At 67.1% G+C, this 25605-nt stretch carries 27 protein-coding genes; 7 read left to right on the top strand and 20 right to left on the bottom strand.

Features of this window, described 5'->3' with window-relative positions; genetic code table 11:
- From DT074_RS16860 to DT074_RS16830, 7 genes are all read right to left on the bottom strand, one after another.
- A complete protein-coding gene (locus DT074_RS16860) occupies window positions 1-972 on the bottom strand; it encodes a zinc-binding dehydrogenase (RefSeq protein ID WP_119421021.1) in 972 nt (323 codons plus the stop codon).
- 28 nt (window positions 973-1000) lie between these two features.
- Entirely contained in the window at window positions 1001-2197 is a 1197-nt protein-coding gene (locus DT074_RS16855; protein ID WP_119421020.1) for an MFS transporter, read from the bottom strand.
- Window positions 2198-2316: 119 nt separating this feature from the next.
- Window positions 2317-3852 (bottom strand): acetyl-CoA acetyltransferase, encoded by a 1536-nt coding sequence (locus DT074_RS16850; protein WP_119421019.1) that lies wholly within the window; start codon window positions 3850-3852, stop codon window positions 2317-2319.
- 107 nt (window positions 3853-3959) lie between these two features.
- The gene (locus tag DT074_RS16845; protein ID WP_119421018.1) at window positions 3960-4847 is read right to left on the bottom strand and encodes a YjbE family putative metal transport protein; all 888 of its coding nucleotides are present in this window, start codon (window positions 4845-4847) and stop codon (window positions 3960-3962) included.
- A 77-nt stretch (window positions 4848-4924) separates the two neighbouring features.
- Window positions 4925-5269, bottom strand: coding sequence for a hypothetical protein (locus tag DT074_RS16840; RefSeq protein ID WP_119421017.1), 345 nt, complete (start codon window positions 5267-5269; stop codon window positions 4925-4927).
- A 36-nt stretch (window positions 5270-5305) separates the two neighbouring features.
- Window positions 5306-7540, bottom strand: coding sequence for a DNA topoisomerase IV subunit A (gene parC / locus DT074_RS16835; protein WP_119421016.1), 2235 nt, complete (start codon window positions 7538-7540; stop codon window positions 5306-5308).
- 30 nt (window positions 7541-7570) lie between these two features.
- The gene (locus tag DT074_RS16830; RefSeq protein WP_119421015.1) at window positions 7571-8149 is read right to left on the bottom strand and encodes a YqaA family protein; all 579 of its coding nucleotides are present in this window, start codon (window positions 8147-8149) and stop codon (window positions 7571-7573) included.
- A gap of 170 nt (window positions 8150-8319) precedes the next feature.
- Here DT074_RS16830 and DT074_RS16825 point away from each other — a divergent pair, with 170 nt between their 5' ends.
- Window positions 8320-9168: a hypothetical protein gene (locus DT074_RS16825; RefSeq protein ID WP_119421014.1), complete on the top strand. Its 849-nt coding sequence runs from the start codon at window positions 8320-8322 to the stop codon at window positions 9166-9168.
- On the opposite strand, the gene DT074_RS16820 is transcribed toward DT074_RS16825, so the two are convergent.
- From DT074_RS16820 to recO, 3 genes are all read right to left on the bottom strand, one after another.
- Window positions 9130-9561 carry a very short patch repair endonuclease gene (locus DT074_RS16820; protein WP_119421013.1) on the bottom strand — a complete coding sequence of 144 codons (432 nt, stop codon included), beginning with the start codon at window positions 9559-9561 and terminating at the stop codon, window positions 9130-9132. The genes DT074_RS16825 and DT074_RS16820 overlap by 39 nt on opposite strands.
- Window positions 9558-10739, bottom strand: coding sequence for a DNA cytosine methyltransferase (locus DT074_RS16815; protein ID WP_119421012.1), 1182 nt, complete (start codon window positions 10737-10739; stop codon window positions 9558-9560). Before DT074_RS16815 ends, DT074_RS16820 begins: the two co-directional genes overlap by 4 nt.
- Before the next feature lie 111 nt (window positions 10740-10850).
- Window positions 10851-11609, bottom strand: a complete 759-nt coding sequence (recO, locus tag DT074_RS16810) for a DNA repair protein RecO (RefSeq protein WP_119421011.1) — start codon at window positions 11607-11609, stop codon at window positions 10851-10853.
- A gap of 51 nt (window positions 11610-11660) precedes the next feature.
- Here recO and DT074_RS16805 point away from each other — a divergent pair, with 51 nt between their 5' ends.
- From DT074_RS16805 to DT074_RS16785, 5 genes are all read left to right on the top strand, one after another.
- Window positions 11661-12671 (top strand): ligase-associated DNA damage response exonuclease, encoded by a 1011-nt coding sequence (locus DT074_RS16805; RefSeq protein ID WP_119421010.1) that lies wholly within the window; start codon window positions 11661-11663, stop codon window positions 12669-12671.
- Complete coding sequence (locus tag DT074_RS16800; RefSeq protein WP_119421009.1) at window positions 12668-14263, top strand: cisplatin damage response ATP-dependent DNA ligase; 1596 nt, start codon at window positions 12668-12670, stop codon at window positions 14261-14263. Before DT074_RS16805 ends, DT074_RS16800 begins: the two co-directional genes overlap by 4 nt.
- 526 nt (window positions 14264-14789) lie before the next feature.
- Window positions 14790-15083, top strand: a complete 294-nt coding sequence (locus tag DT074_RS16795; RefSeq protein WP_119421008.1) for a nucleotidyltransferase family protein — start codon at window positions 14790-14792, stop codon at window positions 15081-15083.
- A 36-nt stretch (window positions 15084-15119) separates the two neighbouring features.
- Window positions 15120-15443 (top strand): HepT-like ribonuclease domain-containing protein, encoded by a 324-nt coding sequence (locus tag DT074_RS16790; protein ID WP_368744730.1) that lies wholly within the window; start codon window positions 15120-15122, stop codon window positions 15441-15443.
- 89 nt (window positions 15444-15532) lie between these two features.
- Window positions 15533-17008 (top strand): M81 family metallopeptidase, encoded by a 1476-nt coding sequence (locus DT074_RS16785; RefSeq protein ID WP_119421006.1) that lies wholly within the window; start codon window positions 15533-15535, stop codon window positions 17006-17008.
- Between the two features lies 1 nt (window position 17009).
- On the opposite strand, the gene DT074_RS16780 is transcribed toward DT074_RS16785, so the two are convergent.
- The 9 genes from DT074_RS16780 to DT074_RS16735 form a co-directional block, all read right to left on the bottom strand.
- The gene (locus DT074_RS16780; protein ID WP_368744729.1) at window positions 17010-17324 is read right to left on the bottom strand and encodes a type II toxin-antitoxin system HicB family antitoxin; all 315 of its coding nucleotides are present in this window, start codon (window positions 17322-17324) and stop codon (window positions 17010-17012) included.
- Window positions 17325-17329: 5 nt separating this feature from the next.
- Window positions 17330-17593, bottom strand: coding sequence for a type II toxin-antitoxin system HicA family toxin (locus DT074_RS16775; protein ID WP_119421005.1), 264 nt, complete (start codon window positions 17591-17593; stop codon window positions 17330-17332).
- A gap of 25 nt (window positions 17594-17618) precedes the next feature.
- On the bottom strand, window positions 17619-18056 hold the full coding sequence (locus DT074_RS16770; RefSeq protein WP_368744728.1) for a cupin domain-containing protein: 438 nt from the start codon (window positions 18054-18056) through the stop codon (window positions 17619-17621).
- 486 nt (window positions 18057-18542) lie between these two features.
- The gene (locus DT074_RS16760; RefSeq protein ID WP_119421003.1) at window positions 18543-19247 is read right to left on the bottom strand and encodes a glutathione S-transferase N-terminal domain-containing protein; all 705 of its coding nucleotides are present in this window, start codon (window positions 19245-19247) and stop codon (window positions 18543-18545) included.
- 451 nt (window positions 19248-19698) lie between these two features.
- Complete coding sequence (locus DT074_RS16755) at window positions 19699-20481, bottom strand: class II aldolase/adducin family protein (RefSeq protein WP_119421002.1); 783 nt, start codon at window positions 20479-20481, stop codon at window positions 19699-19701.
- Between the two features lie 65 nt (window positions 20482-20546).
- Window positions 20547-21044, bottom strand: a complete 498-nt coding sequence (locus DT074_RS16750) for a hypothetical protein (RefSeq protein WP_119421001.1) — start codon at window positions 21042-21044, stop codon at window positions 20547-20549.
- 2 nt (window positions 21045-21046) lie between these two features.
- Window positions 21047-21703 (bottom strand): hypothetical protein, encoded by a 657-nt coding sequence (locus DT074_RS16745; RefSeq protein WP_119421000.1) that lies wholly within the window; start codon window positions 21701-21703, stop codon window positions 21047-21049.
- A gap of 125 nt (window positions 21704-21828) precedes the next feature.
- On the bottom strand, window positions 21829-22389 hold the full coding sequence (locus DT074_RS16740) for a hypothetical protein (protein ID WP_119420999.1): 561 nt from the start codon (window positions 22387-22389) through the stop codon (window positions 21829-21831).
- 88 nt (window positions 22390-22477) lie between these two features.
- Window positions 22478-23068: a hypothetical protein gene (locus tag DT074_RS16735; RefSeq protein WP_162914960.1), complete on the bottom strand. Its 591-nt coding sequence runs from the start codon at window positions 23066-23068 to the stop codon at window positions 22478-22480.
- A gap of 349 nt (window positions 23069-23417) precedes the next feature.
- On the opposite strand from DT074_RS16735, the gene DT074_RS16730 reads away from it, so the two are divergent.
- Window positions 23418-24071, top strand: a complete 654-nt coding sequence (locus DT074_RS16730) for a glutathione S-transferase family protein (RefSeq protein ID WP_119420997.1) — start codon at window positions 23418-23420, stop codon at window positions 24069-24071.
- On the opposite strand, the gene DT074_RS16725 is transcribed toward DT074_RS16730, so the two are convergent.
- Window positions 24072-25559, bottom strand: coding sequence for a class I adenylate-forming enzyme family protein (locus DT074_RS16725; RefSeq protein ID WP_368744727.1), 1488 nt, complete (start codon window positions 25557-25559; stop codon window positions 24072-24074).
- Window positions 25560-25605 lie beyond the last annotated feature (46 nt).

The raw sequence follows: 25605 nt of genomic DNA, 5'->3' as shown, positions 1-25605 counted from the left end.
TCAGACGGTGAGGACGATCTTGCCGAAATGCGCGTTGGCGCGCATATGCGCCTGCGCCGCGACGGCTTCGTCGAGCGGGAAGGTCTTGTCGATCGGCAGATGCAGCTTGCCGGCCTCGATCGCGGGCCAGAGATCGGCCCGCATCTTCTGCACGATCTCGCGCACCTCGTCGTTGGAGCGGGTGCGGAAGGTGACGCCGATATAGTCGATGCGGCGCAGCGCGTGCAGGTCGAAATCGAACTCGCCCTTCATGCCGCCGAGCCGGCCGACATTGACGATGCGGCCGAGAATGGCGCAGGCCTTGAGGTTGCCGTTGGCGACCGAGCCCGAGACCTGGTCGACGATCAGGTCGACGCCCTTGCCGTCGGTCGCCTTCAGCACCTGGTCGGCCCAGCTGGGATCCTTCGTATCGATCGCGAGATCGGCGCCGAATTCCTTCAGCTTGGCGCGACGGCCTTCATGCGTCGACGTGCCGATGACGAATTTGGCGCCCTTCAGCTTGGCGATCTGCAGCGCCATCAGGCCGACGCCGGAGGAAGCGCCCTGGATCATCACGCTCTCGCCCGCTTTCAGGCGGCCGTTGGTGACCACGGCGTCGTGCATGGTCTGCAGCGCGACGGGCAATGTCGCCGCCTGTTCCCAGGACATGTTGTTGGCCGGCACCGGCGAGCAGCGGCTCCAATCCGTCACCGCGTATTCGGCATAGCCGCCGCTGCCGGAGCACATCACCCGGTCGCCCGGCTTGATGCCCTTCACCTCAGTGCCGACTTCCGCCACCTCGCCGGCCCATTCCAGGCCGGCAACGGCGCCGGGGCCGCCGGCGCGGCCATGGGCGTGACCGGATGCCATGGCGAGATCGGCACGGTTCAGGCCGGCCGCGCGCACCCGCACCAGGACTTCGTTCGGCTTCGGTGCGGGCTTGGGCACGTCCTGCACCTGCAGGCCGTTCGCGGTGATGACGGCTGCCTTCATGGAACATTTCCTCCGATTTCGACGTCCATCATAGCCGACCGCGCGCCTGGCGCAGCAAGACCAGGCAGCCGAGCGCCGGAAAGATCGCCGTGACCAGGAAGGCGAGCCGGTAGCTGCCGGAGAGCTGCACCATGGCGGCAAAGCTCGCCGGGCCGACGGCATAGCCGATGAAGGAGAAGAAGGTGGAGGCGGCCGTGGCCTCGCCCACCTTTTCGCGCGGCACGATGGCGGCGAGCTCGGAGAGATAGACGCCGTTCCAGCTGACCGCGCTGACGCCGATGAAAGCGGCGGCGGCGAGGAGCAACGGCCAGGGCGTCGCCGGACCCAGCGTGGCGGTGACGAGCAGGGCTGCGGTGGCACCGCCGGCGAGCCAGACCAGCGTCACCCGTCCGGAGCGGCGGTCGGCCCACCAGCCGGCGCCCACGCGGCCGATCGCCCCGAATACCTGCAGCACGGCATAGGCAAAGCCCGCCGCGGCGACACCCAGCATCAGGTCGGCGGTCAGATAGGGGACGAAGAAGGAGAAGAAGCATGTCTGCGCCATGGCGAAGGCGAAGCCGGCGAAGGTGAGACCGGGGAGATCGGGCGCCAGCCGCATGCCGCGCAGCGGCGCCGCGAAATGGCGCAGGCTCAGCATGTCGGTCGGCGAGATGCGTGCCGCGCGATCGCGGTCGGAATCGATCTCGCTGCGCCAACGCTGCGTCGCCGCCATGGTGGCGATCAGGAACAGGATCGCGGCGGCGATGCCGGCCCGCCAGTCGATGGCGAGCGCGATGGCCGGCACGATCAACCCGCCCAGCGCCTGGCCGACCGGCACGCCGGCCTGCTTCACGGAGAAGACCAGCCCGCGCCGGTTGGCCGGTGCATAGCGGGCCAGGATCTCGCCGCTCGACGGCGGCAGCGGGCCATAGCCGATGCCGCTGAGCAAACCGGCGAGCAGGATCAGCGGCCACCAGGCCGTGGTGATGAAGGTGATGGCGATGGCCGAGAACAGCAGCCCTGCCTGCAGCATGCGGAGTGGCCCGAAACGCCTGAGCAGCGCCCCGCCGCTCATCAGGAACCACATGGTGCCGATGGTCTGCAGCGAGGCGTAGTAGCCGATCCGGTCCACCGGCACGCCGGCCGAAGCGGTGATCAGCGGCGCACTCACCATGACGCTGGCGTTGAGCAGCGCGCTCGCCAGCTGGATCGCCAGCGCAACGCCGAGCGCCGTGGTCCAGCGCATCCTTTTCTAGCTCCTCCCCCGCCGGTAGGCGGGGGAGGCAGGGTGGGGGTTTTCCTGCGCCGACATTGCGGTATCGAACCCCCTCCCAGCCTCCCCCGTCTGGCGCCGGGGGAGGGGAATTATGCCAGCGTGAACACGTTTCGCTCACCGTCGCGCCGCACCGTACCTGGCCGGTTCAAACTCTCGCGGTTCTGCAGGTCCATCAAGGTCGCCGGATCGGCCGGCGGATTGGCGACGAAGCGCTGGCCGGTCGCGTCCAGCCGGCCGAAGATCACGCCGTATTCCGGCCCGTTCTTGCCGTGCATCACGGTATAGGTTTCGATCTTCGCCGCGCCTTCCGGCGTCTCGGTGAACGGCGCCTTGGGCAGCGCGTCGAGCTCGGCCTGCAGCCTGGCCGGATCCTCGCGCTGCCAGTTCCCTTGCGTCGGTGCGGTGGAATAGACGCCGTAGGAATGCTTGGTCACGTAATTGCCGTTCGCGGTGACCAGGCCGAAGCTGCCGGGCTTCGACCGCACGCGGCGCATCATCTCGGAAATCGAATGCGTCACGTAGTTGTTGCCGGGCCCGCCGAAATAGGGGAGGCCGCCGGTGACGGTCAGCCCGCGCGGATCGTCTTCCGACAGGCCGATCTCCTGGCAGCCGATCTCCACCGCCGAGGGAAAGCAGCTGTAAAGGTCGAAGAAGCCGATGTCGCCCAGCTTCCGGCCGGCCATGGCAAGCGCCTGCGCCGCGCCGCGCCGGATCGCCGGCGAGGAATGCAGGTTGATGCGATCGGACACATACCAGTGGTCGTGCCCGTCGGCGCAGCCATGCAGGTAGACCCATTTCGCCTCCGGCACGCCCAGCTCGCGCGCGGTGCCGGCCGAGGTGATGATGAAAGCCGCCGCCTGGTCGATGAAGGCGTTGGAGTTCATCAGGCGCGGATAGGGAAAGCCGATCCACTTGTTCTTTTCGTCGACGGTGGCGAGCCGCTCGGCCGAGAAGCCGTCGCGCCGGCTGGCCAGCGGGTTCGCGGCGGCGACCGCGGCGAAGCGGGCGAACAGTTTGCCCATGGCCTTCAGGTGCTGCTCGACCGTGCGGCCGCGCGCGCCGCGGATGGCGTTCTCGAACAGCGGGTACATGGTGATGGCGGCGCGCATGTTGTGCTTGTCTTCGTGGTCGCTCCAGCCGCGCCTAGCGTCGCCGATCTCCTCGTACTTGCCGCCGGGATCCTCCTTCCAGGAGATGTCGAGGCCCGAGCGCTCGACGCCGTGCTGGGTGCGCAGCGCCTCGCCGCCGCAGACCATCGCCGCCTTCATCTCGCCGCGCGCTATCGCCTCGGCGAACTTGTTGACCAGGTATTGCGGCATGTTGCCGCCGTTCCAGGTGTAGAGCTGGCGCGAGGCTTCGATGCCGAGCCGCTTGGCGATGCTCTTCGGCGGGTTCGCCGAGGTGCCGAGCCGGGTCGCGAAGCGGTGCGAGGTATCGGAGAACAGCCTGAGCATGGCGATGGTGTCGATCGCCTTGGCGACGCCCGCGGCGGCGCCGGTATCCTCCAGCGCCTTGCGGCCCGCCTGCGCGATCAGATCGAAGGGCGAGCGGCCCTGCTCCACCGGCGTCGTCATGTCGGTGACATCGCCGCATCCGATCAGGACCGGCGTCGAGTTCTCGACCATTTCGTTTCCTCCCGGCCGCGCGGCCTTGGCTTTATGCCGGCATCGTCGCGCCGATCGGGCGCCGCTTCAACGCCGAAGACGGCATACCCGGTCCGCGCCGCCCGGGGCTACTCCGAGACACGGGCGAAGCGGCGGCGGAGGTACAGGTAGAACAGCGCGAACGGCAGCCAGCCGGCCCATTTCACCGCCTGCACCAGCGCGTCGCCCATGCTGCGCACACCGAGATAGCCGGCCTGATAGCCGAACCAGCTCGCGCCGAACTGCACCGCCAGCAGCCAGATGACGATGCCGGGCAGGATGATGGCGAGCGGCTTGAGCTCCGGCGTCAGCCGCTCGCGGATCCAGGGCTCGAGCGAGGCGGCGACGACGGCGAGAAGGACCAGCACGCTCACCACCTGGCTGCCGGCCGCGAATTCCTTCAGCAGCGGCTCGTCCAGGATCATCTTGGCCGCGGTCCAGGCCAGCACGGCGCCGCCGATCAGGATGATCGAGGGGAAGCGGTCGACCAGCAGGATGACGAGGCGCGAGCCCCAGACCACGATCGGGATCGAGATCGCAAGACCGATGATCAGCAGCAGGATGCTGTCGCGCGCCACCCCGCCGATCGCCAGTACGTTGTCGATGCCCATCACGGCATCGGCGACCACGATGGTGCGGATGGCGGCGGCCATGCTGGTGGCGGCGGCATGGCCGTGGCCATGCGCCTCTCCACCGCCTGGCTGCGGCGCCACCAGCTTGCGGGCGATCCAGACCAATGCCAGGCCGCCGATCAGCAGGAAGCCGGGAATCTTCAGGATGTAGACGACGATGATCGCCATCAGCACGCGGGCGACGATGGCGCCAGCGGTGCCCCAGAGAATGACCGTCCATTGCCGCTCCTTCGGCAGCTGGCGGGCGACCAGGCCGATCACCAGCGCATTGTCGCCGGCCAGAACGAGGTCGATCAGGATGATGGTGAGAAGCGCGGAGAGCGATTCCGCGGAGAACAGGTCCATGGCAGTAGTCCGATCTCGAACAGACGCGATGCGGCCCGTTCGGCGACGGGACGCGGTTCAGTTGCGTGCTTTCGAGATCAGGCGATCGGGACGTGCTGCGGCGGGCCGGGACGGCGCGAGGCGAGATGCGCGGCAACCTGGCGGCCGGCGCAGCCGTATTCCGCGATGCCGCGCATGGCGGCGATCAGCAGGAGCAGCAAGGCCAGGTAGTAGAACGGCAGCAGCAGCGTGACGACCGCTTCGAGGCCGAGATCGAAGGTGATGAAATCGGCCTCGATTTCGGCGAAGACGGCGACGTCGAGGAACTCGCCGAACGGCCCGATCAGCGCCAGCAGCCCGAGCCCGATGACGACCCGGGTGGGGGCATCGAGCCGATCCCACAGCCGCGCCGGCGCATATCGGGCGAGTGACCTTGCCGTCATCGACCCGAATCTAGTCGATCCGCCGGGGCCGTCCAGTCATCGGCTGCCGAACCGGTTCGACTTGTTGAAGCCCTTGGGCGGCAGGCGGCCGGCCTGGGCGCGCTCGCCGATCCAGTCGCGGATGTCGGTCTCGGTGCGCTCGCGGCCGTCCGAGGTGATCCAGGTCAGGCCTTCTTTCAATACGAAGACCTTGGCGTCGGCCAGCCCGCCATCCTTGAACTTCTGCAGGATCACGCCGCGGCCGCGGCCCATCTCCGGCACTTCGGCGAGCTTGAAGATGAGCAGCTTGCGGTTCTCGCCGAGGCTCGCCACATGGTCGCCCTCGGCGGGCACGCAGACGCAGGCCTCGACATCGCCTGAGACGTTCAGCACCTGCTTGCCGCCGCGGGTCGAGGCCACCGCCTCGTCCTCCGGCACCACGAATCCGCGGCCGTCCGAGGCGGCGACCAGCAGCTTCCGCCCGGGTTTGTGGGCGAACAGGGTCACCACCTCGCGGTCGTTGCCGAGATCGATCATCAGCCGCACCGGCTCGCCATGGCCGCGGCCGCCCGGCAGCTTGTCGACCGGCAACGTGTAGAAGCGGCCGTCGGTGCCGAACAGCATGATCCGGTCGGTGGTCTCGCAATGCAGCCAGAAGCGGCCCTTGTCGCCTTCCTTGTAGGTGGCTTTGCCGTCATCCGGCTGGTGGCCCTTGAGCGTGCGGATCCAGCCCTTCTCCGACATCACCACCGTCACCGGCTCGCGCTCGACCGCGGCTTCCAGCGCCTCTTCCGGCAGCTCTGCCGCCTCGCCGAAGCTGGTGCGGCGCCGGCCGAGCGCCGTTTTCGGGCCGAACAGCTTCTTCGTCTCGGCGATCTCGTCCGCGATCGCCTTCCACTGCTGGTCCTCGCTGCCGACCAGGCCCTTCAGGCCCTTCTTCTCGGCGGTGAGTTCCTTGTGCTCCTTGCGGATCTCCATCTCCTCGAGCTTGCGAAGGGAGCGCAGCCGCATGTTGAGGATGGCCTCGGCCTGGTTGTCGGTCAGGTCGAAGCTCTTGATCAGGACCGGCTTCGGCTCGTCCTCGGTGCGGATGATACGGATCACCTCGTCGAGGTTGAGATAGGCGATCAGATAGCCGCCGAGGACTTCGAGGCGGCGGTCGATCTCGGCCAGGCGATAGTTGCTGCGCCGGATCAGCACCTCGCGCCGGTGGTCGAGGAAGGCCTTCAGCACCGCGCGCAGGTTCATCACCCGCGGCACCTTGCCGCCTTCGAGCACGTTCATGTTGAGCGGGATCCGCACTTCCAGGTCGGTGGCGCGGAACATCTGCTCCATCAGGTGCTCGGGCTCGACATTGCGGCTCTTCGGCTCCAGCACGAGACGCACGTCCTCGGCCGATTCGTCGCGCACGTCGCCCAGCAGCGCCAGCTTCTTCTCGCTCAGCAGGTCGGCGATGCGCTCGATCAGCTTGCCCTTCTGTACCTGGAACGGGATCTCGGTGACGACGACCTGCCAGGTGCCGCGCGCCAGCTCCTCCTTCTCCCAGCGCGCCCGCAGGCGGAAGCTGCCGCGGCCCGTGGCATAGGCCTCGACGATCGCCTCGCGCGGCTCGACCAGGATGCCGCCGGTCGGGAAGTCCGGCCCCTTGACGATGTCGACCAGGGTCTCGATGCGGGCGTTCGGCGTCTTGATCAGGTGCAACAGGCCGTCGCACAGTTCGGCGGCGTTGTGCGGCGGGATCGAGGTCGCCATGCCGACCGCGATGCCGGCGGCGCCGTTGGCGAGCAGGTTCGGGAAGGCCGCCGGCAGCACCACCGGCTCGTTGTCCTCGCCGTCGTAGTTCGGGCGGAAATCGACCGTGTCCTTGTCGATGTCGCGCAGCAGCAGCTCGGCGACCTGGGTCAGCCGCGCCTCGGTGTAGCGCATGGCCGCCGGGCTATCGCCGTCGACATTGCCGAAATTGCCCTGGCCGTCGACCAGCGGATAGCGCTGCGAGAATTCCTGCGCGAGCCGCACCATCGCCTCGTAGACCGACAGCTCGCCATGCGGGTGGTACTTGCCGATCACGTCGCCGACCACGCGGGCGCATTTCTTGTAGCCGCCATTGGGGTCGAGCTTCAGCTCGCGCATGGCGTAGAGCAGGCGGCGCTGCACCGGCTTCAACCCGTCGCGCACATCGGGCAGCGAGCGGGAGATGATGGTGGAGAGCGCATAGGCGAGATAGCGCTCGCCGAGGGCATCCTTCAGCGGCGCGCCGCGAATCGAATCGGGCAGGGTGGTGTCGTCAGCCATGGCGGCTCTATAGCAGAACCGCCGCTGGCGTCAGATGTACTTGAAGGCGAAGAAGCCGCCGACCAGGGCGACCAGGAAGGCGAGGGTCAGCATTTCCAACCGCTTCTCGATGAACTCGCGGATCGGCGGGCCGAAATAGTAGAGCAGCGCCGCCAGCAGGAAGAACCGCATCGAGCGGGAGATGACGCTGGCGATGGTGAAGGTGAGCAGGTTGAACTTGAAGACGCCGGCCGAGATGGTGAGCAGCTTGTAGGGGATCGGCGTCATGCCCTTGGCGATGATGATCCAGGCGCCCCACTCGTCGAAGCCGTCCTTCATCGAGCTGAACGTGTCCATCAGGTGGTAGGTCTCGAACACCCACTTGCCGACCGTCTCGAACAGGAAGAGGCCGATCGCGTAACCGAGGAACCCGCCGGCGACCGAGACCACCGTGCAGATCGCGGCGATGCGGAAGGCCTGCGCCCGCCTGGCCAGCATCAGCGGGATCATCAGCGGATCCGGCGGAATCGGGAACAGCGAGCTTTCCAGGAAGGTGATGACCTGCAGCATCCACATGGCGCGCGGGTGCTCGGCCTGCTGCATCACCCAGTCGTAGAGACGTCTCAGCACGCGGGATTCCGGACCGTTGGGAGGGGGCGGTGATGATCGACCAGAATGGTTGCCGGGTTCTTAGCGGGTCGCACCGACCCGCGCCACTCCGGAGAGCCGGAGTTCCAAAATCCCGGATCGGATGAGAATATGATGCACCTCGATTCGAGTTGGTTGCGGAAGCCGCTGAAATGCTCGGACTTACCATTCTGACGAAGACGCTTTCCGCGACGACCCTGCAGGATCGTCATGGCGGTCGGTGGCAGTACCACTCCCGCAGCGATCGCCATTCGAAGATCGCCTGCTGGGGAATCGTGTTCGACCTGCTGAGGCACTGTCCGGTGTTGCGCCGGCAGGTCGAGGTCGGAATGGTCGGATTTGGGATCAACCACGAGATGCGGGATTTCGCGCATGACCGGAAGAAGAATCTGGACCTGGTGCTTTGCACACCAGCGACCGGCCGGCGCGCGGTGAAGTCGCGCACGCTCGCCTCGATGGGCAAGGAATATGATCTGGATTTGACGAGTGGCGAGCGCGCGGAGCTCGCGGCCTTGCCCGAATTGTCCGCGACCCCGGTCGGAAGCGTGCTGCTCGCCCTGGAAGCGAAGGCGTGCATGACCGCACATCAGCGGGCGTTGCCACGGCTCTACGACGAGCTGAATTCGTCTCATCTCACCGTCCATGGCGCCACCGATCAGGCGATCGCCGCCGGGTTCGTCATGGTCAACGTTGCATCGAGGTATCTGAGCCCGGATCTGAACAAAGGACCTCGGCGAGGTGAATTGGTGTGGAGCACGCATCAGCAACCCCGTGACGCGCAACTCGCGATCGAGAAGGTTAAGCAGCTGCCAAGGCGTTCGAAGTTGGGAGACGTCGGCTACGACGCTCTCGCGATCGCCGTCGTCGATTGTGCCAACAACGGGTCTCCTGTCCGCCTCGTCACGTCTTCTCCGGCGCCGCTTCCGGGGGAAATCTATCACTACGCATCCATGATCGATCGGTTATCGCACATCTACGCCACCCGATTTCAGCAGCTTTGACAGGCGCGACTTGACCGCGGGGGCGTCGGCGACCTGACACTCCCAGACCGTGACCACGCGAAACCCCTTTCGGCGGAGGGCTGATGTAGCGCGGGCGTCTCTGTCGCGATTGGCCGCGAACTTCGCTTCCCAGAACGCCCGGTTGCGAGTCGGAATGGTTGCGCGCGGGCAGCCCGGATGCTGGTGCCAGAAACATCCATGGACGAAGACGGCCCAGTAGCGGCTTCGGTTGGCGAAATCGGGAGAGCCGCGGAGCGCCCGAACATTCTTCCGATAGCCCATGCCGAGCTCTCTTAGTAACCGACCCACCGTTCTTTCCGCCGGGGTCTCTCTTTGACGTACACGTGCCATCAGCGCGCTACGCTGAGGGTCGGTCGGAATCTTTCGATTCATGCCGCAGCGCGCTGCTTTTCCAACGGTCGGGGTGACTCGGCCACTGCTTCCATCCGTGAAAGGTGCACGCGCAGCCGTTCGAGAAATCCGTCCGCAAATCGCAACGTGCTGCGCTCGGTCCGCGATAGGAAGCCCCGCGTCGCGCGCGCCGACAGCGGACGGCCGGGATGCTGAAGGAAGTGATGAATGGCGGGCCTCGGCCGCCAATCGGGGAATGCGGAAATACGAACCGCTACGCGCTGTGCACCGTTGAGTCGCGCTGCCCGGGGCCACTTTGTTTCCTGCAGCCGGTGATCATCCCGGCTTCGATCGTAGTGGCCGGGCTGGGCGAGTCTGCCGCCGAGCCACTCGGCGATCGGTACCGTCACCGCGTTTCCCGCCAGCGACCAACGCATGGACGGCCTCGCAACCGTCTCCGCCGGTTCCGTCCAATTCGGCTCGAAACCTTGCAGGCGTTCAGCGTCTCGAATGTCGGGCAATATCACTCGACCGTCCGGCAGCAGGATCGCGGGCGGCGAAGCGATGCCCACGGTCGAGCCGTTCTTCAGTGTCGGTATGGCATCGGGGGCCCAGCCGAGCCCTCGGATGCCCTCCGTCCAGTAGAAGCCGTGGCCGTGCGTGTCCAACGATGTTTCGATTTTCGGAGGCGAGCGCTCGTCGGCCAGGATGATATCTGCGGGATCGATCTCCACATCACGGCGCGTGGCGACGAACAACACGCGCTCTCTTCTTTGTGGCAGGAAGGCTAACGAGTTCACCACTCGATACGCCCATCGATAGCCTCGCTCTTCGAAGGCATCGATGATGGTGCTCAGCGCTTTGCCGCGTCCGAGATGCAGCATGAACGACACGTTCTCGAGCACCACGACGGGCACTTTGTGACTGTCGAGGAGGCGAAAAACGTGTCCGACGAGGCCCGAGCGCGAGCCGTCGATTCCGAGTGTGTGGCCGGCCTGACTGAGATCCTGGCAGGGAAAGCCGGCAACGATGGCGTCGGTACTGCAGGGAAGGGAGTTCAGCGTCGTCACGTCGGACACCAGGGGGATTCCCGGATACCGCGCTCTCAACACCGACTGTGCCGGACTCCAGATCTCACACAACAATTGGGCTTCGTGGCCGGACCGTGAGAGGCCAAGCTCGAATCCACCGATACCGGCGAAAAGACCTGCTACCTTCATGTTCTCAACATGTAGTCCTATGGGCCACGGCGGACACAGTATCTTTGATCAACATGAGGACGCTAGCTCGCATAAGTGGAATTATTTTATCAGTTATTCGCGCGAGGGCAATCAAATAGTTCTCACTGTGTTCTCGTTGGCCCGCGCCAGCCGTTCGGCCAGGCGGTCGCGGTCGGGCGGCAGGCGCTGGTTGTGCGGCAGAAGGACGCGGCGCTCCAGGAAGAAGCCGGTGAGGGCGAGGCCGGCCTTGAGGTCCTCGGCCGGGTCGTTGGCCGCCGGCCCGCCGCGGCCGGCGGCGAGGAAGGCGGGAAGCCGCAGCAGCTTGTCGAGATAGGGCTCGGCGGCAGCGGCCGAGACGGCGCGGCCGGAGCGCGGCGAGACATGGGTCAGGTCCTCGGTCGCGCCGGTCGAGGCGCAGTGGGAGAGGTCGAGCCCATAGCCAAGCTCGGCCAGCAAGCCGAGCTCCCAGCGGATATAGGCCTGCGGCCAGTCCGCCGCATCGCGCGCCAGGGCATCGAGCACCACGTCGGTCGCATCGAACAAAGCCGGGTGCGCCTCGCGCTCCGGCAGGCAGAGCTCGGTCAACGCGGCGAGGGTTCGCAGTACCGCCAGGCGAAGCGGATCGTCCAGAATCTCGCCGGCGCGGTCGCCGAGCGGCTCCGCCGTCAGGTGGCCGAGATGCTCCGAGAGCCGCGCCCGCCAGGTCGCCCGCACGCGGTTGCCGACCAGCGGCCAGCCGCCGCCCTTGGCCGGGCGCGCGCGCAGATAGCCGGCATGGCGGCCGTGCTCGCGGGTGAACAACCCGGCCACGACCGCGTTCTCCCCGTGCTTCCTGAGCGAGAGGACGATCGCCTCGGCGCTCCACTCCATGGACCACACCTCCTGGCCGAGCAGGCTTGGCCGACCTACCTTAGCCGAGCCATGGCGCCGAAACCCGAGAGCTGGATCAAGCCGCTGCCGCAGGGGCTCTTTGTGGAGCCGGGCGGCTTCTTCGTCGATCCCGTCCGCGCGGCCGACCGGGCGGTGGTCACGCATGGCCATGGCGACCATGCGCGGCCCGGCAACGGCGCGGTGCTGGCGACCGCGGGCACCATCGCCATCATGCGGAGCCGGCTCGGCGAGGGCGCGGGTAAGAGCCTGCAGGCCGCGGCCTATGGCGAGCGGATCGACATCAACGGCGTCGGCGTCACGCTGCATCCGGCCGGGCATGTGCTGGGCTCGGCCCAGGTGCTGCTCGAGTGGCAGGGCAGCCGCGTCGTCGTCTCCGGCGACTACAAGCGGCGGCCCGACCCCACCTGCGCCCTGTTTGAGCCCATCCCCTGCGACGTCTTCATCACCGAGGCGACCTTCGCGCTGCCGGTGTTCCGCCATCCGCCGGACGAGGAGGAGATCGGCCGCCTGCTGCATTCCGTCGCGCTGTTTCCCGAGCGCTGCCATGTGGTCGGCGTCTACGCGCTCGGCAAGGCGCAGCGGGTGATCGCGCTGCTCCGCCGCGCCGGCTGGGACAAGCCGCTTTGGCTGCATGGCGCGCTGATGGAGCTCTGCCAGCTCTACCAATCGCTCGGCGTCGATCTCGGCGAGCTGCGCCATGCGACCGAGGCGAAGAAGGAGGAGCTCGCAGGCTCAATCGTGCTCGCGCCGCCCGGCGCGCTGGCCGACCGCTGGTCGCGCCGGCTGCCGGATCCGGTCTCGGCCATGGCCTCCGGCTGGATGCGGGTGCGCCAGCGCGCCAAGCAGCGCGGCGTCGAGCTGCCGCTCGTGATCTCCGACCATGCCGACTGGGACGAGCTCTGCCAGACGCTCGAGGACGTGAACGCCGGCGAGGTCTGGGTGACGCATGGCCGCGAGGAGGCGCTGGTGCATCACGCCGCCCTCAAGGGCCGCAAGGCGCGGGCGCTGTCGCTGGTCGGCTTCGAGGACGACGAGGCGTGAACCGCTTCGCCCATCTGCTCGACGCGCTGGTCTTCGCGCCGGCGCGCAACACCAAGCTGCGGCTCCTGTCGGACTATTTCGCCACCACGCCGGACCCGGATCGCGGCTGGGCGCTCGCCGCGCTGACCGGCAATCTCGGCTTCACCAATGCCAAGCCGGCGATGGTGCGCGGCCTCGCCGCCGAGCGGCTCGATCCGCTGCTGTTCGACCTCTCCTACGACTTCGTCGGCGACCTGGCCGAGACGGTGGCGTTGATCTGGGAGCCGCAGACGCGCGGCCATAACGAGCCGCTGCATCTCGCCGCCATCGTCGAGGCGCTGCAGGGCGCCGGCCGCGCCGAAGTGCCCAGGCTGTTCGAGACCTGGCTCGACCGGCTCGACGCGCAGGGGCGCTGGGCGCTGATCAAGCTGGTCACCGGCGGGCTCCGGGTCGGCGTTTCGGCGCGGCTCGCGAAAACCGCGCTGGCCGAATGGGGCAAGGTGCCGGTCGAGCAGATCGAGGAGGTCTGGCACGGCCTCGCACCGCCCTATCCGGAGCTGTTCGCCTGGCTTGGGGAAGGCGGGCCGGTGCCGGCGCCGGACACCATGGCCGCCTATCGCTCGGCCATGCTGGCGCACCCGCTGGAGGAGAGCGAGATCGCCGCCCTCGAGCCCTCCGATTTCCGCGCCGAGTGGAAATGGGACGGCATCCGCGTGCAGCTGGTCGCCGGGCCCGGCATCGTGCGGCTGTTCACCCGCACCGGCGAGGAGATCGGCGCCACCTTCCCCGACATCCTGGAAGCCGCGGCGGGCCTGCATGTGGTGGTCGATGGCGAGCTGCTGGTGCGCTTTGGTGCGGAAGTGGCGCCGTTCAACGACCTGCAGCAGCGCCTGAACCGCAAGACCGTCGACCGCCGCCTGCTGGAGAAATTTCCGGCGGCGGTACGCATTTACGACATCCTGTTCGAGGGCACGGAGGACCTGCGCTCGCTCTCCTTCGACGAGCGGCGCGCCCGGCTCGAAACCTGGTATGCGCGCGCCACGCCGCCGCCCGACCGCTTCGACCTCTCGCCGCTGGTCACCTTCGCGAGCTGGGCGGAGCTCGCCGAGGTGCGCGCCGGCTCCGCCGCGCTCGGCTCCGAAGGCATCATGTTGAAGCGGCGCTCGAGCCCCTATCTCGCCGGCCGGCCCAAGGGCCACTGGTACAAGTGGAAGCGCGACCCCGACACGGTGGACGCTGTCATGATGTATGCCCAGCGCGGGCACGGGAAGCGCTCCTCCTTCTTCTCCGACTTCACCTTCGGCTGCTGGCTCGAGGACCTCGAAGGCCAAGCCACCGAGCTGGTGCCGGTCGGCAAGGCCTATTTCGGCTTCACCGATGCCGAGCTGGCCGAGCTCGACAAATGGGTGCGGCACCACACCGTGCAGCGCTTCGGCCCGGTGGCGCAGGTGGAGCCCAAGCTCGTCTGCGAACTCGCCTTCGACAGCGTGAGCCGCTCGACCCGCCACAAATCCGGCCTGGCGCTCCGCTTCCCCCGCATCGCCCGCATCCGCTGGGACAAGCCGGCGAACGAGGCCGACCGGGTGGCGACGCTCGTGGCGCGGGTGAAGTAGCGGCGCATCTATTCCTTTTTGCATTGCCGACGGCCGCGCGGGAGTCCGGGAGGGGCCGTCGCCGCCCGCGACGGCGTATTTGTTCCGCGGCGCATCCGTTCCGCGCCTCGAACCCTCCCTCGCGCCGCGAAGCGGTGTGGGGAAGGGCAAGTGGGGGCGGCCGCCGCCCGCGTTACAGCGGAAAGCGGCGCGTCTGTTCCTCGGCGCGTGATTTCGACGGAATAAACCTGAAAACTGTCTGCCATTTATCCGGTCCGGTGCGTCTCCGACCCGCCGGGCGGCGCATCTGTTCCTCTTAATCAAGTCGGACGAGAACGGCCTTCCTCCCAGCGGCATATCTGTTCCGCGTCGATGCGGTCCGACAACGACAACCTTCGCCCTGACGCCCTGCGCCGCCGTTTATCTTCCTGATCCACGATGTAAAAGAACAGTATCCAGTATAGCGGAATTTGTACTAAAAGGGAAGCAAAAGGGAGCGTCGCCCCGTGTTTCTCGCCGTTCCCCGAAATCTTGCTATCGTGCGCGCATGCTACGCGAGGACGTCATTGCCAGACTGCGTGCCGAGGAGGCTGCCCTCAAACGGGCCGGCGTCGAGCACCTCTACCTGTTCGGATCGGTCGCGCGAGAGCAGGCGCAGCCGGCTTCCGATGTCGATCTCTATTTCGAGCACCAGAAGGGTGCCATCGGTCTGTTCGACCTCATGGATCTGCAAGAGCGCATCCGCGAGATCCTCGGCCGGCCCGTCGACCTTCTGACCAAGGACAGCCTGCATCCCATGCTGCGGCCCGGCATCGAGGCAAGCGCGCTTCGCGTCTTTTGAATGGCCGGCCGCTCCATCGCTCCGAGACTCGCCGACATGCTGGAGGCGATCGAGCGTGTTCGGAGCGTGACCGAAGGGCTCACGCTCGACGCCTTCGAAGCGGATTGGCAGGCGCAGTGGCTGGTCACGCGCGGCATCGAGATCATCTCCGAAGCAAGCCGCCACCTGCCGGAGGAACTGAAAGCGCGCCATACGGAGATTCCCTGGCGCAAGGTCGCCGATATCGGCAACAAGCTTCGGCATGAATACGAGCGGATCGCGGCCGACATCTTGTGGAAGGTGGCGCGGGACGAACTCGACGCGTTGAATGAGGTATGTCGACGCGAGCTTGCCGCGATTAAAAATGCATCGGACAGCTAAGGATTCAGGCGGGAAGCGGGAGAAAGCCGATCCTGACATCGGCATGCACAATCTTTCGATTCGCTCGAACCGCATGACGGCTGAGTGACATGCCCCGCCTCGCTGTCGCCCGCTTCTCGCACGAGGGCAACTCGTTCTCGCCGGTGCTGACCGACGCAGCCGCGTTCCGCCGCGACGAGTGGTACATCGGCCAGGAGGCCGGCGCCGTCTATCGCGGCACCGCGACCGAGGGCGGCGGCGCGGTCGCCTTCCTCGACGCGCATCCCGACTGGGCGGGCACCTTCCTCCGCATGGCCGGCTCGACACCCGCCGGGCCGGTGACGCGCGACGCCTTCGAGGCCATCGCCGACGAGATCGCGCAAGGCTGCCGCGACACGCCGGCCGATGCCTTCTACCTCTCGCTGCACGGCGCCATGGTCGTGGAGGGGATGGACCTCGCCGATTACGAGATCATCCGCCGCGTGCGCGTGGCGATCGGGCCGGAAAGGCTGCTCGGCGTGTCGTTCGACCTGCACGCCAATCTCGATCCGCGCGTGGCCTCCCTGGTTGATTTCGCCGCCGGCTACAAGGAACATCCGCATATCGACCAGAAGGAGACGGCGCTCCGCGTGCTCGAAGCGCTGCGGCGCACGCTCCGCGGCGAGATCCGCCCGGTCGGCCACATCGCCAAGCTCGACGCCATCCTGCCCAGCATCAACATGCGCACCGCCGAAGGCCCGATGGCGGAGCTGGAGGCCTTCGCGCGCGGGCTGGAATTCGACCCGCGCATCCTCGATGCCTCGGTCTATGGCGGCTTCTCCTATGGCGACAGCGCGGCGGCCGGCGCCGGCGCGATGGTCTTCGCCGATGGCGATGCCGCGCTGGCGCGCGGCGCGGCCGAGGCCGTGGTGGCCGAGATGCGGGAGCGGCTGCACCGCTTCTACATCGCGCTGCCGAGCGCGGCGGAGGGGATCGCGCAGGCGCTGGCGGCACCCGAGCGCCCCGTCGCGGTGATCGATGCCGGCGACAACCCGCTTTCCGGCGGCATCGCCGACACGCCGGAGATGCTGCGCGCGCTGCTCGCCGCCGCGCCGGAGGTGCCGGTGATCTTCGCCTTCTTCGTCGATCCCGGCCTGGTCGCGCGCTGCCGCGAGGCCGGCATCGGCGGCACGGTGGAAGCCACGCTCGGCGGCCGGCTCACGCCCGATTTCGGCCCGCCGGTGCCGGTGCGGGCCAAGGTCGCGCGCCTGACCGACGGGCGCTATGTCAACCTGGGCCCGCTGATGCGCGGCCTGCCGATGGATCTCGGCCCCACCGCGGTGATCGAGGCGGGGCAGGTCAGCATCGTCGTCACCTCGATCTGCGGCTCGGCGCACGATCCCGGCTTCTACGCGCTGCACGGGCTCGACGTCACCCGCGCCGCCATCCTCTGCGTCAAGGCGAAGAACCACTTCCGCGCCGCCTTCGGCGGCACGTTCAAGCAGCTGATCGACATCGACGCGCCGGGCCCGGCCGCGCTCGACATCGCGCAGTTCCCGTTCCGCTTGGCGCCGCGGGAGCTCTACCCGCTGCGCGGGCCGGGTTGACTCACGCCGCCGTCTCGATCTTCCGCGCGATCCACTGGTTGAGGCTCAACCCCTCCGCCTCGGCGCGCGTCGCCGCGCGTCGATGCAGTTCAGGATCGATGCGGAGTGGAATCTTGCCGCTATAGGGCCGGTCCGGCGCCTCGCCGCGCTCGGCGCAGAAGGCGAGGTAGTCGTCGATGCTGTCGCGGAACGCCTGCTCGACCTCGGCGAAGCTCGCGCCTTCGAAGGTGATCACGTCGCGCAGGCCGATGACGCGCCCGGCGAAGGTGCCTTCGTCCGCTTCGACGGTTCCGACATAGCCTTTGTATTCCAGCATACTCGTCACTCCGGGTCCGGCGCGACGCCGGCCGCCATCAGGAAGTCCCGCACCGCGCGCACGGCGCCGCGCTTCGTTTCCGGGCTCGGATGCGGCCGATGAAACACGGCGCGCACGCCCATCAGCGCAACGCGGACGCGGCTGCCGGACCCCTCGCTGATCTCGGCACCCAGCGCCCGGAACAGACCTTCGATCTCGCTCCACCTCAGATCGGCGGCCGTCGGCTCGGCAAAGATGCGGGCCAGCGTCCGCCGCTGCTGCGAGTTCATGGTGGCATGATATCAAAATTAGATATCAAAGCAAGTCCGCGGAAACCAAACGCGTATCGCCCGGCGGATGCTCGGCGAACCAGGCGACGATGCCCGGCATCGCCGCCTCGAAGGCGCCGGGCACGGAGAAGTTCAGCACGCCGGCACGCACCGGCCCGCGATTCTCGAAGTCATGCGTCACGCCTCCCGGCGCCAGCACGAAGCTGCCTTTCGGCGCGTCGCGCCAGGTTTCGCCGATCAGGAAGCTCATGGTGCCTTCGAGCACGTAGAACACGTCGTCCTCGTCATGCGCATGCGGGCCCGGCCCCTTGGTATGCGGCTCCAGCCACCATTCCGAGATCGAGTAGCGCTCGGCGCTCTCGGCCCCATCGGCTTTGAACACCGCCTGGATGCGGCCCATCTCGTAGGCGCGCCCCTTGCCGGGCGGGAGGAAGAGCGGCGCGCGCGGCTTTGCTTCGCTCATCGTGAGCTCCCACATTCGATGTGCGGCATCCTTGGTCAGCATCCGCGAGCAGGATTGGAAGAATGTAATCCCACGGCATTGATCGAAGTCCGGCGCTCCCAAGTTCCCGAGCGCGCCGACATGCACCGCGTTTCATCCGAATGGTGCAAGCAGATCCACGAGCGTCGTAGTGTGCGTCCATTGCGCAAAGTACATCAGGTACAGGAAGGCACTGGTGCAAACATAGATCCCCATAGTGCACGCCGCGATGGTGCGATCCTGAAGCCGAAGCGACTTTCCAAGAAGCACGAACCAGAGGAAATTCCATTCAGATGTAAAGGAGCCCCCGATATGCGGCTCCCCGAGTTCGTTCCATATCTTGCTGTGGTGTCTCTTGAGTCGGCGACGAATAACTTCCGCCAGCGTTACCTGTATGACTACCAGGCCCAACGCGACGCCAGTCCCAACGCTCATTGTTGCCCCGTCGCCACGAGCATAGCGTTTGCGCTACCCCCTCTTCGGAATCGTCAGCCCCCGCTGCACCGCCGGCCGCGCCAGGGCGCGGTCGAGCCAGCCCGGCACGTGCTTTAGGCTGTCATAGGCGACGAGGTCGCGCGCCTCGTAGAAGCCGATCAGGTTGCGCACCCAGCCGAGGCTCGCGATATCGGCGATGCCGTAATCCTCTCCCATGATCCAGGCGCGGCCCTCGAGGCGCTCGTCGAGCACGGCGAGCAGGCGCTTCGTCTCCGTCACGTAGCGCTCGAGCGGGCGCTTGTCCTCGTAGTCCTTGCCAGCGAATTTGTGGAAGAAGCCGACCTGGCCGAACATCGGGCCGATCGACGCCATCTGGAAGAACACCCACTGGATGGTCTCCCACCGGCGCGCCGGGTCTTGCGGCATGAACTTCCCGGTCTTGTCGGCGAGATAGATCAGGATGGCGCCGGACTCGAACATGCCGATCGGCTTTCCGCCCGGGCCATCGGGATCGATGATCGCCGGGATCTTGGCGTTCGGGTTCAGGCTCTTGAACTCGGCCAAGTGGCTCTCGTTCTTGCCGATGTCGACGAGATGCGGCTCGTAGGGCAGGCCGCTCTCCTCCAGCATGATCGACACCTTCACGCCGTTCGGCGTCGGCAGCGAATAGATCTGGATGCGATCGGGGTGCTGCGGCTTCCAGCGCGTGGTGATTGGGAAAGCGAAAAGGTCAGGCATCAATTCCCCGTAAGCCAAATCCAAGAAAGCGGCGGGCTTGATTCATGGCGACGACGTCCGCGCAACCCATCTGACTTGGTCGAGAAAGCGCTCGAGGCGTGGGACCGAGCCTGTCGGCGGGACTTTCCGGTGCCATTGGCGAGCCTTGATCCCGGTATCGACATAGCGAAACTCGATGTCGCCGGAGTGGAGCGGTGAGATACAAAGGAACGGGCCCGAATACGGTTCCCGATCTGCGGGCTGGATGCAGAGGTCATGTATCGACGTCCAGCCGTACAGCATTTCCCGCAGTGGCGATCGCTCGATGTGCTCTGCGACATCTGCAATTCCGCAAACTGCGCGCTGAAATCCGGGTGCGGCATGACAGGCGGGAGCCAGATCGCGGAAGAAGCCGACGATGTTTGGCCAGGGCCTGCTCACAGAGGTAACCCGTAGAGAGATGCTTGACGCTCTACTCCCGATAGCTCGGGTCGATGCGGTCGAGCTTGCGGAGGAGCGCGGGCCATTCCAGCGCGTTGCCGCCGCCGCTGAACGCCTTCACCTGCGCCTCCACCGTCGCCTGCGATTCCGCGCTCGGGAAGTGCAGGTTCTCGTAGCCGGCGGTGAGCGCCTTGATCTGCGCGGCGCAGGACTTCTCCAGGAAGAACATGCGGCTGAACGCGTCGGCGACCGTTCGGCCGCAGGTGAGCAGGCCGTGGTTGCGCAGGATCATGTTGTTCTTGGTGCCCAGGTCGCCGACCAGGCGCACCCGCTCGTCCATGTCGAGGGCGATGCCTTCGAAGTCGTGATAGGCGATATCGTGGGTCAGGAAGAGCGCGGTCTGGTCGAGCGGCAAGAGGCCGAATTTCTGCGCCGAGACGGCCATGCCGGCCTCGGTGTGGGTGTGCAGCACGGCATGCGCGTCGTCGCGCGCCGCGTGCACCGCGCCGTGGATGACGAAGCCGGCCTTGTTGATCTTCCAGCCGATGTCGAGGACGATCTCGCCCTGGCTGTCGATCTTGACGAGGCTGGAGGCCGTCACCTCCTCGAACATCATGCCGAAGGGGTTGATCAGGAAGTGGTGCTCCGGCCCCGGCACCCGGGCCGAGAGATGGGTGTAGATCAGGTCGTCCCAGCCATGCAGCGCGACCAGCCGGTAGGCGGCGGCGAGGTCGACGCGCACCTGCCATTCCTCCGGCGATACGCGGGCGCGGACATCATTGATGGGAAGCTTGATGGCGGGGGCGGCGGACATGGGCGGCACTCCGGTGCTTGCGGCTGGCCCAGGTTAGGCAAGCGGCGTGCCAGGCGCCAGCCCGGCTATTTCTCGCTGGTCCGGTTCTCGGCGCCGACCAGCACGTTCGGCACGAAATTCTCCGAGAACCCGGCGATGAAGCACCAGATCACCAGCAGCGCCAGATCGCGGTTCGGCACCCGCAGCCAGTCCCTCTCGCCCACATAATACGCGCCGAGCTGGTAGAGCTTCGGCCAAAGGCTGCCCTCCAGCAGGCCGCTCTCGAAGAAGAAATACAGGATGGTCGCCGCGCCGATGCCGAAGGCGCCGCGGATGACGAGCGTATGCCATTCCACCGCGACATCGACATCTTCCAGCGTGCCCAGCGAGGCGCGCCGCTGCGATTGGGTCAGCATGCTGAACGCGGCGCCGAACAGTCCGGCGCTCATCCCGACCAGCAAGCCGGTATAGGAGCGGAAGATCAGCCAGGACTGCTCGCCGGCCTGGGCATGCCAGAGCAGAAACGTCACCATCAACCCGAGGCAGACGAGGCCGAAGACGATGAGATTCCAGGCGCCGCGCATGGTCATTGCCCTCCGCTCGGTTGGCTCTGTGCCGTCGGCTGTTGCCGGGGCGGGGTCCACTGCTTGGCCGGCAGCGAGACGAGTTGGCTGAGCAGCATGGTGATCACCAGGGCGAAGGCGGCGAGGAAGACCAGGCTGACCCGATCGTTCAGCACGCGCGCGGTGCGGCGCCGCTGATAGCGCTGGGTGTAGAACCATTGCAGGTCGTTCACCAGGCGATGCAGCACGGCACGCTTTCGTTCCGCCTGCTCCGTCTCGGTTCCTTCCTCCGGCTTTGCCAGCAGGGCCTTCAACGCCGGCACGCTGGCGAGCTTACGCGCCTCCGCCTCGTCGAGGCGGCGGCCGAGCTCGGTATCCAACTGGCCGCCGGTCATGAGCTGGCATTGCAGCTGCTCGATCTCGTAGGCGCTGCGCCAGCTCTGCGGCTGGGCGAGGAGGGCATCGATATCCTTGCGGATGGCCGCGATGGACTCGCCCGCCGCGCTGCCGGCCTGGACCGGCGGCAAGGCCGCCCGGTCGATACCGCGCTGGACGGCGCGCAAGGTCACGTAGAACTGGTCGAGAAGAACGCCGCTCGACCGGCCATGCCGGCCGTTTGCGGCACCGGGTTCGGGCGCGGATCCGCCGGCCTGGTTCGCAGATGGAGCATCGCCGTTCATGGGCGTGTCCCCCTTGTCCCTGCCTCCCCTGCGGGCCTGCACGCGGCAGGCGCCGACATGACCCTAGGCCGTCTCTTGCGCCGAGACAACCATTGCGCGCATCGGTGGGAAGCGCCGTGCCATGCTCAGCGCATGACGGCGCGGTCGAAGGCGGCGCGGTCGGCCGCCGGCTTCGGCCACATCCGGCGCAATGTGTGCAGCCCGTAGAGGAACACGCCGACCGGGATGATCGGCACCAGCATCCGGCCCCACCACGGCTCCTCGGTGATGACGAACAGGCTGATGCCGATCGCGGCGAGGCTCAGCAGGCCCATGGCAACCGGCAGGAACAGGGCACCCGCCGGCGTCGTCCCGGTTTCCAGCCGGTCGAGCGGCAGGCCGCCGGCGAAGCCGCGGATCACCCGGGCATAGTCGGCATAGGCGCGGTCCTTCAGGAAGAGGGTCACCGGCTTCGCTTCGCCGACCAGCCACAGCCGCGTCTCATAGCTCGGCCCGCGCTTCGTCTCCTCCCATCCGCTGCGCAGCCGGCGCAGGCGATCGGGCGTAACCGCCAGCACGCCGCCCTCGTCGCCGACGATCTGCAAGGCGGTGCCGGCGAGCGTCACGCGCGCCTCGCGCCGCCGAATGCCGCGGCGCTTCAGCGCGCCGGTGACCGGCACGGCGAAGCCGGCCGTCGGCTGTTGCATGGCTCACCCCCCGCTTTCGACACGGGCGGCAGTCTAGCGCGCTCCCTGCGACGTCACTGTGCCTCGGCCGTGGGCGGCGCGCAGCCGCTCAACCGGCCTTGCGGCGGCGGAAGGCGGCCAGCGCGGCGAGGCCGGCGGCGAGCGGCAGCAGGCCTGCGGGTTCGCCGACCGTCACCGGATCCGTCGTGCTCGCCGGCTCGACATAGGTGCGGAAAGCGATGTCGAGATCGCTGAAGGGCAGGCCGGCAACATAGAGTTCGCCGTCGTCATAGATGTCGTCGGTGGCGCCCAAGCTCGGCGGCGAGGGCAGGATGATCACGCAGGCGCAAATGCCGCCGGGCGGCGGCTCGATCGGAGCCGGGGGCGGCACGAAGACCGAGAACACGAAATAGTCGCCGATATCGAGTTGGATGTTCGCGGCCGTCAGGTCGATCGTCAGCACGCCGCCGACCGGGGCCAGATTGCTCAGCTCGACGTCATTCGCATCGGCCTGCCAGGCCTGGCCGCGGTTGAGCGAGAAGGAGAGCCCGTTCGGCTCGCCGAGGATCGAGATCTCGATCCGCGTCAACTGGCCCGCAATCCCGGACCGCACTTCCTGCTGCCAGTTGGAGCCGAAGAAGTTTGCCGTCGCCGGCCAGTTGTTCTGATCGAGGACAGCGGCGCCGGCCGCGCTCGACATGGCGACCATACTTAAAGCCGCAAGACCCGATATCGACATGAAACGCATGACACGCCCACCTTCCCCTTGTGGCTCATGGTTGCAATGCAAATCGGATGCCGCGATGTTATCTAACTGATTTTACTGCAATACTTCGACAATGGCACAATCATTACAAGCAGAATGTAAGAGAAGTTGACGGTTAATGCCACTTTCCCGTCAAAACCGCACCTCATGCGGGGCCAAGTTGCGCGAATTTACGCGAATCCGGGTCGTTCGGCCTTCGCGGCCTCGCTGCTGCGCCGAATTTGCGCTACCGCCCGGCACCCTTGCACGGCAGTGTCAGGCGGCATTTCAGGGGGTCGACCACATGCTCACCATCTACGGCGTCTATCGCTCGCGCGCCTCGCGCAATCTCTGGCTCGCCGGGGAACTCGGCGTAGGGTTCAAGCACGTGCCGGTGATCCAGGATTACCGCAAGAGCGCCGCCGCCGATCCATCATGGCTGTCGACGCGCTCGGCCGAGTTCATGCGGATCAACCCGAACGGCCACATCCCCTCGATCGACGATGACGGCGTGATCCTGCACGAGAGCCTCGCCATCAACCTCTACCTCGCCAAGAAGCATGGCGGGCCGCTGGCCCCGAAGGATGTGCGCGAGGACGGCGAGATGGCCATGTGGGCGCTGTGGGCGGCGACCGAGGTCGAGGGCCGGGCGCTCAACGCCATGTATCTCCGCCTCGGCAGCCCCACGGTGGCGAAGGACGAGAAGGCGGCCGCGGCAGCCTATGCGCAGCTCAAGGCGCCGTTCGCGGTGCTGGACGCGGCGCTGGCCAGGACCGGCTTCCTGGTCGGCGGGCGCTTCACCGTCGCCGATCTCAACACGGCGGAGATCTGCCGCTACGCGCAGGCGGCGCCGGAGCTGTTCGAGGCGGCACCGAACGTGAAGAAGTGGATCGCTGCCTGCCAGTCGCGCCCGGCCTTCAAGGCGATGTGGGCGAAGCGCGACGCCGAGCCGGCATAGTCATTTCGGAATGAGCCGCGCGCGCAGCTCGCGTTTCAGGATCTTGCCGGAATAGTTGATCGGCATCTCCGCATAGGGGATGAAGCGGAAGCTCTTCGGCACTTTGAACCCGGCGAGCGTGGCGCGCGCGTGGGCGGCGAGCTCTTCCGGGCTCGCCGCCGCGCCGTCGCGCAGCGCGACGATGGCGGTGACCTCCTCGCCCCATTTCTCCGACGGCAGGCCGAGCACCGCGACCTCGCGCACCGCGGGGTGCCTGGCGAGGACATACTCGACCTCCTGGCTGAACACGTTGAGGCCGCCGGTCTTGATCATGTCCTTCAGCCGGTCGTGAAAATAGATAAAGCCGGCCGCGTCCATCCGCGCCATGTCGCCGGTGCGGAGCCAGCCGCGATGGAACGCGGCTTTGTTCGCCTCCGGGCGCTTGTAGTAGCCGGGCGTGACGCTCGGGCCTCTCAGGCAGAGTTCGCCCACCTCGTCGGCATCGGCCGGCGACAGGTCCTCGCGCAGGATGCAGGCCTCGATATTGGTGAAGGCGCGGCCGATCGAATCCGGCGCGGCCTCGTAATCCTCCTCGCGCAGCACGGTGGCGATCGGGCCGGCCTCGGTGATGCCGTACTGGTAGTAGATGCGCGCATCCGGCAGCAGGGCGTGGATCTTCTCGCGGTCCTGGCGCGGCAGGATGCCGCCGCCGATATACCAGCGCTTGAAGCACGCGATATCGAGCTCGCGGGCCAGCGGATGCAGGAACAGCTCGCGCGCCATCGAGGGCGGGGTGAAGCCGTTGGTCGCGCGGGCGCCCGCGATGGCGCGCAGCATCGCCTCGGCCGAGTACTTGCGCAGGATCGTCGCCGTGGCGCCGAGATAGAGATGCGGCAAGAGCCAGCAGTTCAACGCCGCCGAATGGTGCAAGGGCGTCGCCAGGATGGTGTTGTCGTCCTGCCGCATATGGGTATCGGTCACCATGTTGACCGAGTTCCAGAACAGGTTGGCATGGGTCAGCACCACGCCCTTGGAGCGGCCGGTGGTGCCGCCGGTGAACAGGATGACGTTCGGATCCTCGGCATGGACTTCCGCCGGCGGGGCGTCGTCGATCCGATCCGTCTCGAAGGCGGCAAGCTCCTCGAGCGAGACGGATTCGGCCTGTACCGCGCCGTTGAACTCGCGCGTGGTGAACAGCAGGCGGCATTCCGCGTCGCCATAGCTGTCGGCGAGCTCGGCCGGCGTAAGACGGTAGTTGAGCGGCACCGCCACGGCGCCGAGCTTGACGATGCCGAGATAGGCGATCACCCATTCGAGGCAGGCTTCGGCGATGAAGCCGATCTTGTCGCCGCGGCGGATGCCGCGCGCCTGTAGCGCCGCGGTGACGCGATCCGAGCGCCGGTCGAGCTCACCCCAATTGAGACGGCGCTCGCCGTCGATCAGCGCGGTCTTGCCCGGCTGGCGCCGGCCCCAGCGGGCGATATGCGTACCCACCAGCATCATGTCCATGTGCCGGCTTCCTCCCCTGCATGGCGCGGCGCTGTATCGCGCGATA

The organism is Desertibaculum subflavum (assembly GCA_003576705.1).
GTDB lineage: Bacteria > Pseudomonadota > Alphaproteobacteria > Ferrovibrionales > Ferrovibrionaceae > Desertibaculum > Desertibaculum subflavum.
This window is presented reverse-complemented; position numbering and strand designations above follow the sequence as displayed.

Bases quoted from the DNA above. Each gene is read 5' to 3' on its own strand.
- DT074_RS16770 (WP_368744728.1), bottom strand. From the start codon at position 18,056: ATGAGCGAAGCAAAGCCGCGCGCGCCGCTCTTCCTCCCGCCCGGCAAG.
- DT074_RS16805 (WP_119421010.1), top strand. From the start codon at position 11,661: ATGGCGCCGAAACCCGAGAGCTGGATCAAGCCGCTGCCGCAGGGGCTC.
- DT074_RS16775 (WP_119421005.1), bottom strand. From the start codon at position 17,593: ATGAACTCGCAGCAGCGGCGGACGCTGGCCCGCATCTTTGCCGAGCCG.
- DT074_RS16840 (WP_119421017.1), bottom strand. From the start codon at position 5,269: ATGACGGCAAGGTCACTCGCCCGATATGCGCCGGCGCGGCTGTGGGAT.
- DT074_RS16735 (WP_162914960.1), bottom strand. From the start codon at position 23,068: ATGTCGAGCGCGGCCGGCGCCGCTGTCCTCGATCAGAACAACTGGCCG.
- DT074_RS16850 (WP_119421019.1), bottom strand. From the start codon at position 3,852: ATGGTCGAGAACTCGACGCCGGTCCTGATCGGATGCGGCGATGTCACC.
- DT074_RS16820 (WP_119421013.1), bottom strand. From the start codon at position 9,561: ATGAATCGAAAGATTCCGACCGACCCTCAGCGTAGCGCGCTGATGGCA.
- DT074_RS16730 (WP_119420997.1), top strand. From the start codon at position 23,418: ATGCTCACCATCTACGGCGTCTATCGCTCGCGCGCCTCGCGCAATCTC.
- DT074_RS16725 (WP_368744727.1), bottom strand. From the start codon at position 25,559: ATGGACATGATGCTGGTGGGTACGCATATCGCCCGCTGGGGCCGGCGC.
- parC (WP_119421016.1), bottom strand. From the start codon at position 7,540: ATGGCTGACGACACCACCCTGCCCGATTCGATTCGCGGCGCGCCGCTG.
- DT074_RS16845 (WP_119421018.1), bottom strand. From the start codon at position 4,847: ATGGACCTGTTCTCCGCGGAATCGCTCTCCGCGCTTCTCACCATCATC.
- DT074_RS16790 (WP_368744730.1), top strand. From the start codon at position 15,120: ATGCTGGAGGCGATCGAGCGTGTTCGGAGCGTGACCGAAGGGCTCACG.
- DT074_RS16760 (WP_119421003.1), bottom strand. From the start codon at position 19,247: ATGCCTGACCTTTTCGCTTTCCCAATCACCACGCGCTGGAAGCCGCAG.
- recO (WP_119421011.1), bottom strand. From the start codon at position 11,609: ATGGAGTGGAGCGCCGAGGCGATCGTCCTCTCGCTCAGGAAGCACGGG.
- DT074_RS16815 (WP_119421012.1), bottom strand. From the start codon at position 10,739: ATGAAGGTAGCAGGTCTTTTCGCCGGTATCGGTGGATTCGAGCTTGGC.
- DT074_RS16860 (WP_119421021.1), bottom strand. From the start codon at position 972: ATGAAGGCAGCCGTCATCACCGCGAACGGCCTGCAGGTGCAGGACGTG.
- DT074_RS16795 (WP_119421008.1), top strand. From the start codon at position 14,790: ATGCTACGCGAGGACGTCATTGCCAGACTGCGTGCCGAGGAGGCTGCC.
- DT074_RS16825 (WP_119421014.1), top strand. From the start codon at position 8,320: ATGCTCGGACTTACCATTCTGACGAAGACGCTTTCCGCGACGACCCTG.
- DT074_RS16755 (WP_119421002.1), bottom strand. From the start codon at position 20,481: ATGTCCGCCGCCCCCGCCATCAAGCTTCCCATCAATGATGTCCGCGCC.
- DT074_RS16745 (WP_119421000.1), bottom strand. From the start codon at position 21,703: ATGAACGGCGATGCTCCATCTGCGAACCAGGCCGGCGGATCCGCGCCC.
- DT074_RS16740 (WP_119420999.1), bottom strand. From the start codon at position 22,389: ATGCAACAGCCGACGGCCGGCTTCGCCGTGCCGGTCACCGGCGCGCTG.
- DT074_RS16855 (WP_119421020.1), bottom strand. From the start codon at position 2,197: ATGCGCTGGACCACGGCGCTCGGCGTTGCGCTGGCGATCCAGCTGGCG.
- DT074_RS16750 (WP_119421001.1), bottom strand. From the start codon at position 21,044: ATGCGCGGCGCCTGGAATCTCATCGTCTTCGGCCTCGTCTGCCTCGGG.
- DT074_RS16780 (WP_368744729.1), bottom strand. From the start codon at position 17,324: ATGCTGGAATACAAAGGCTATGTCGGAACCGTCGAAGCGGACGAAGGC.
- DT074_RS16785 (WP_119421006.1), top strand. From the start codon at position 15,533: ATGCCCCGCCTCGCTGTCGCCCGCTTCTCGCACGAGGGCAACTCGTTC.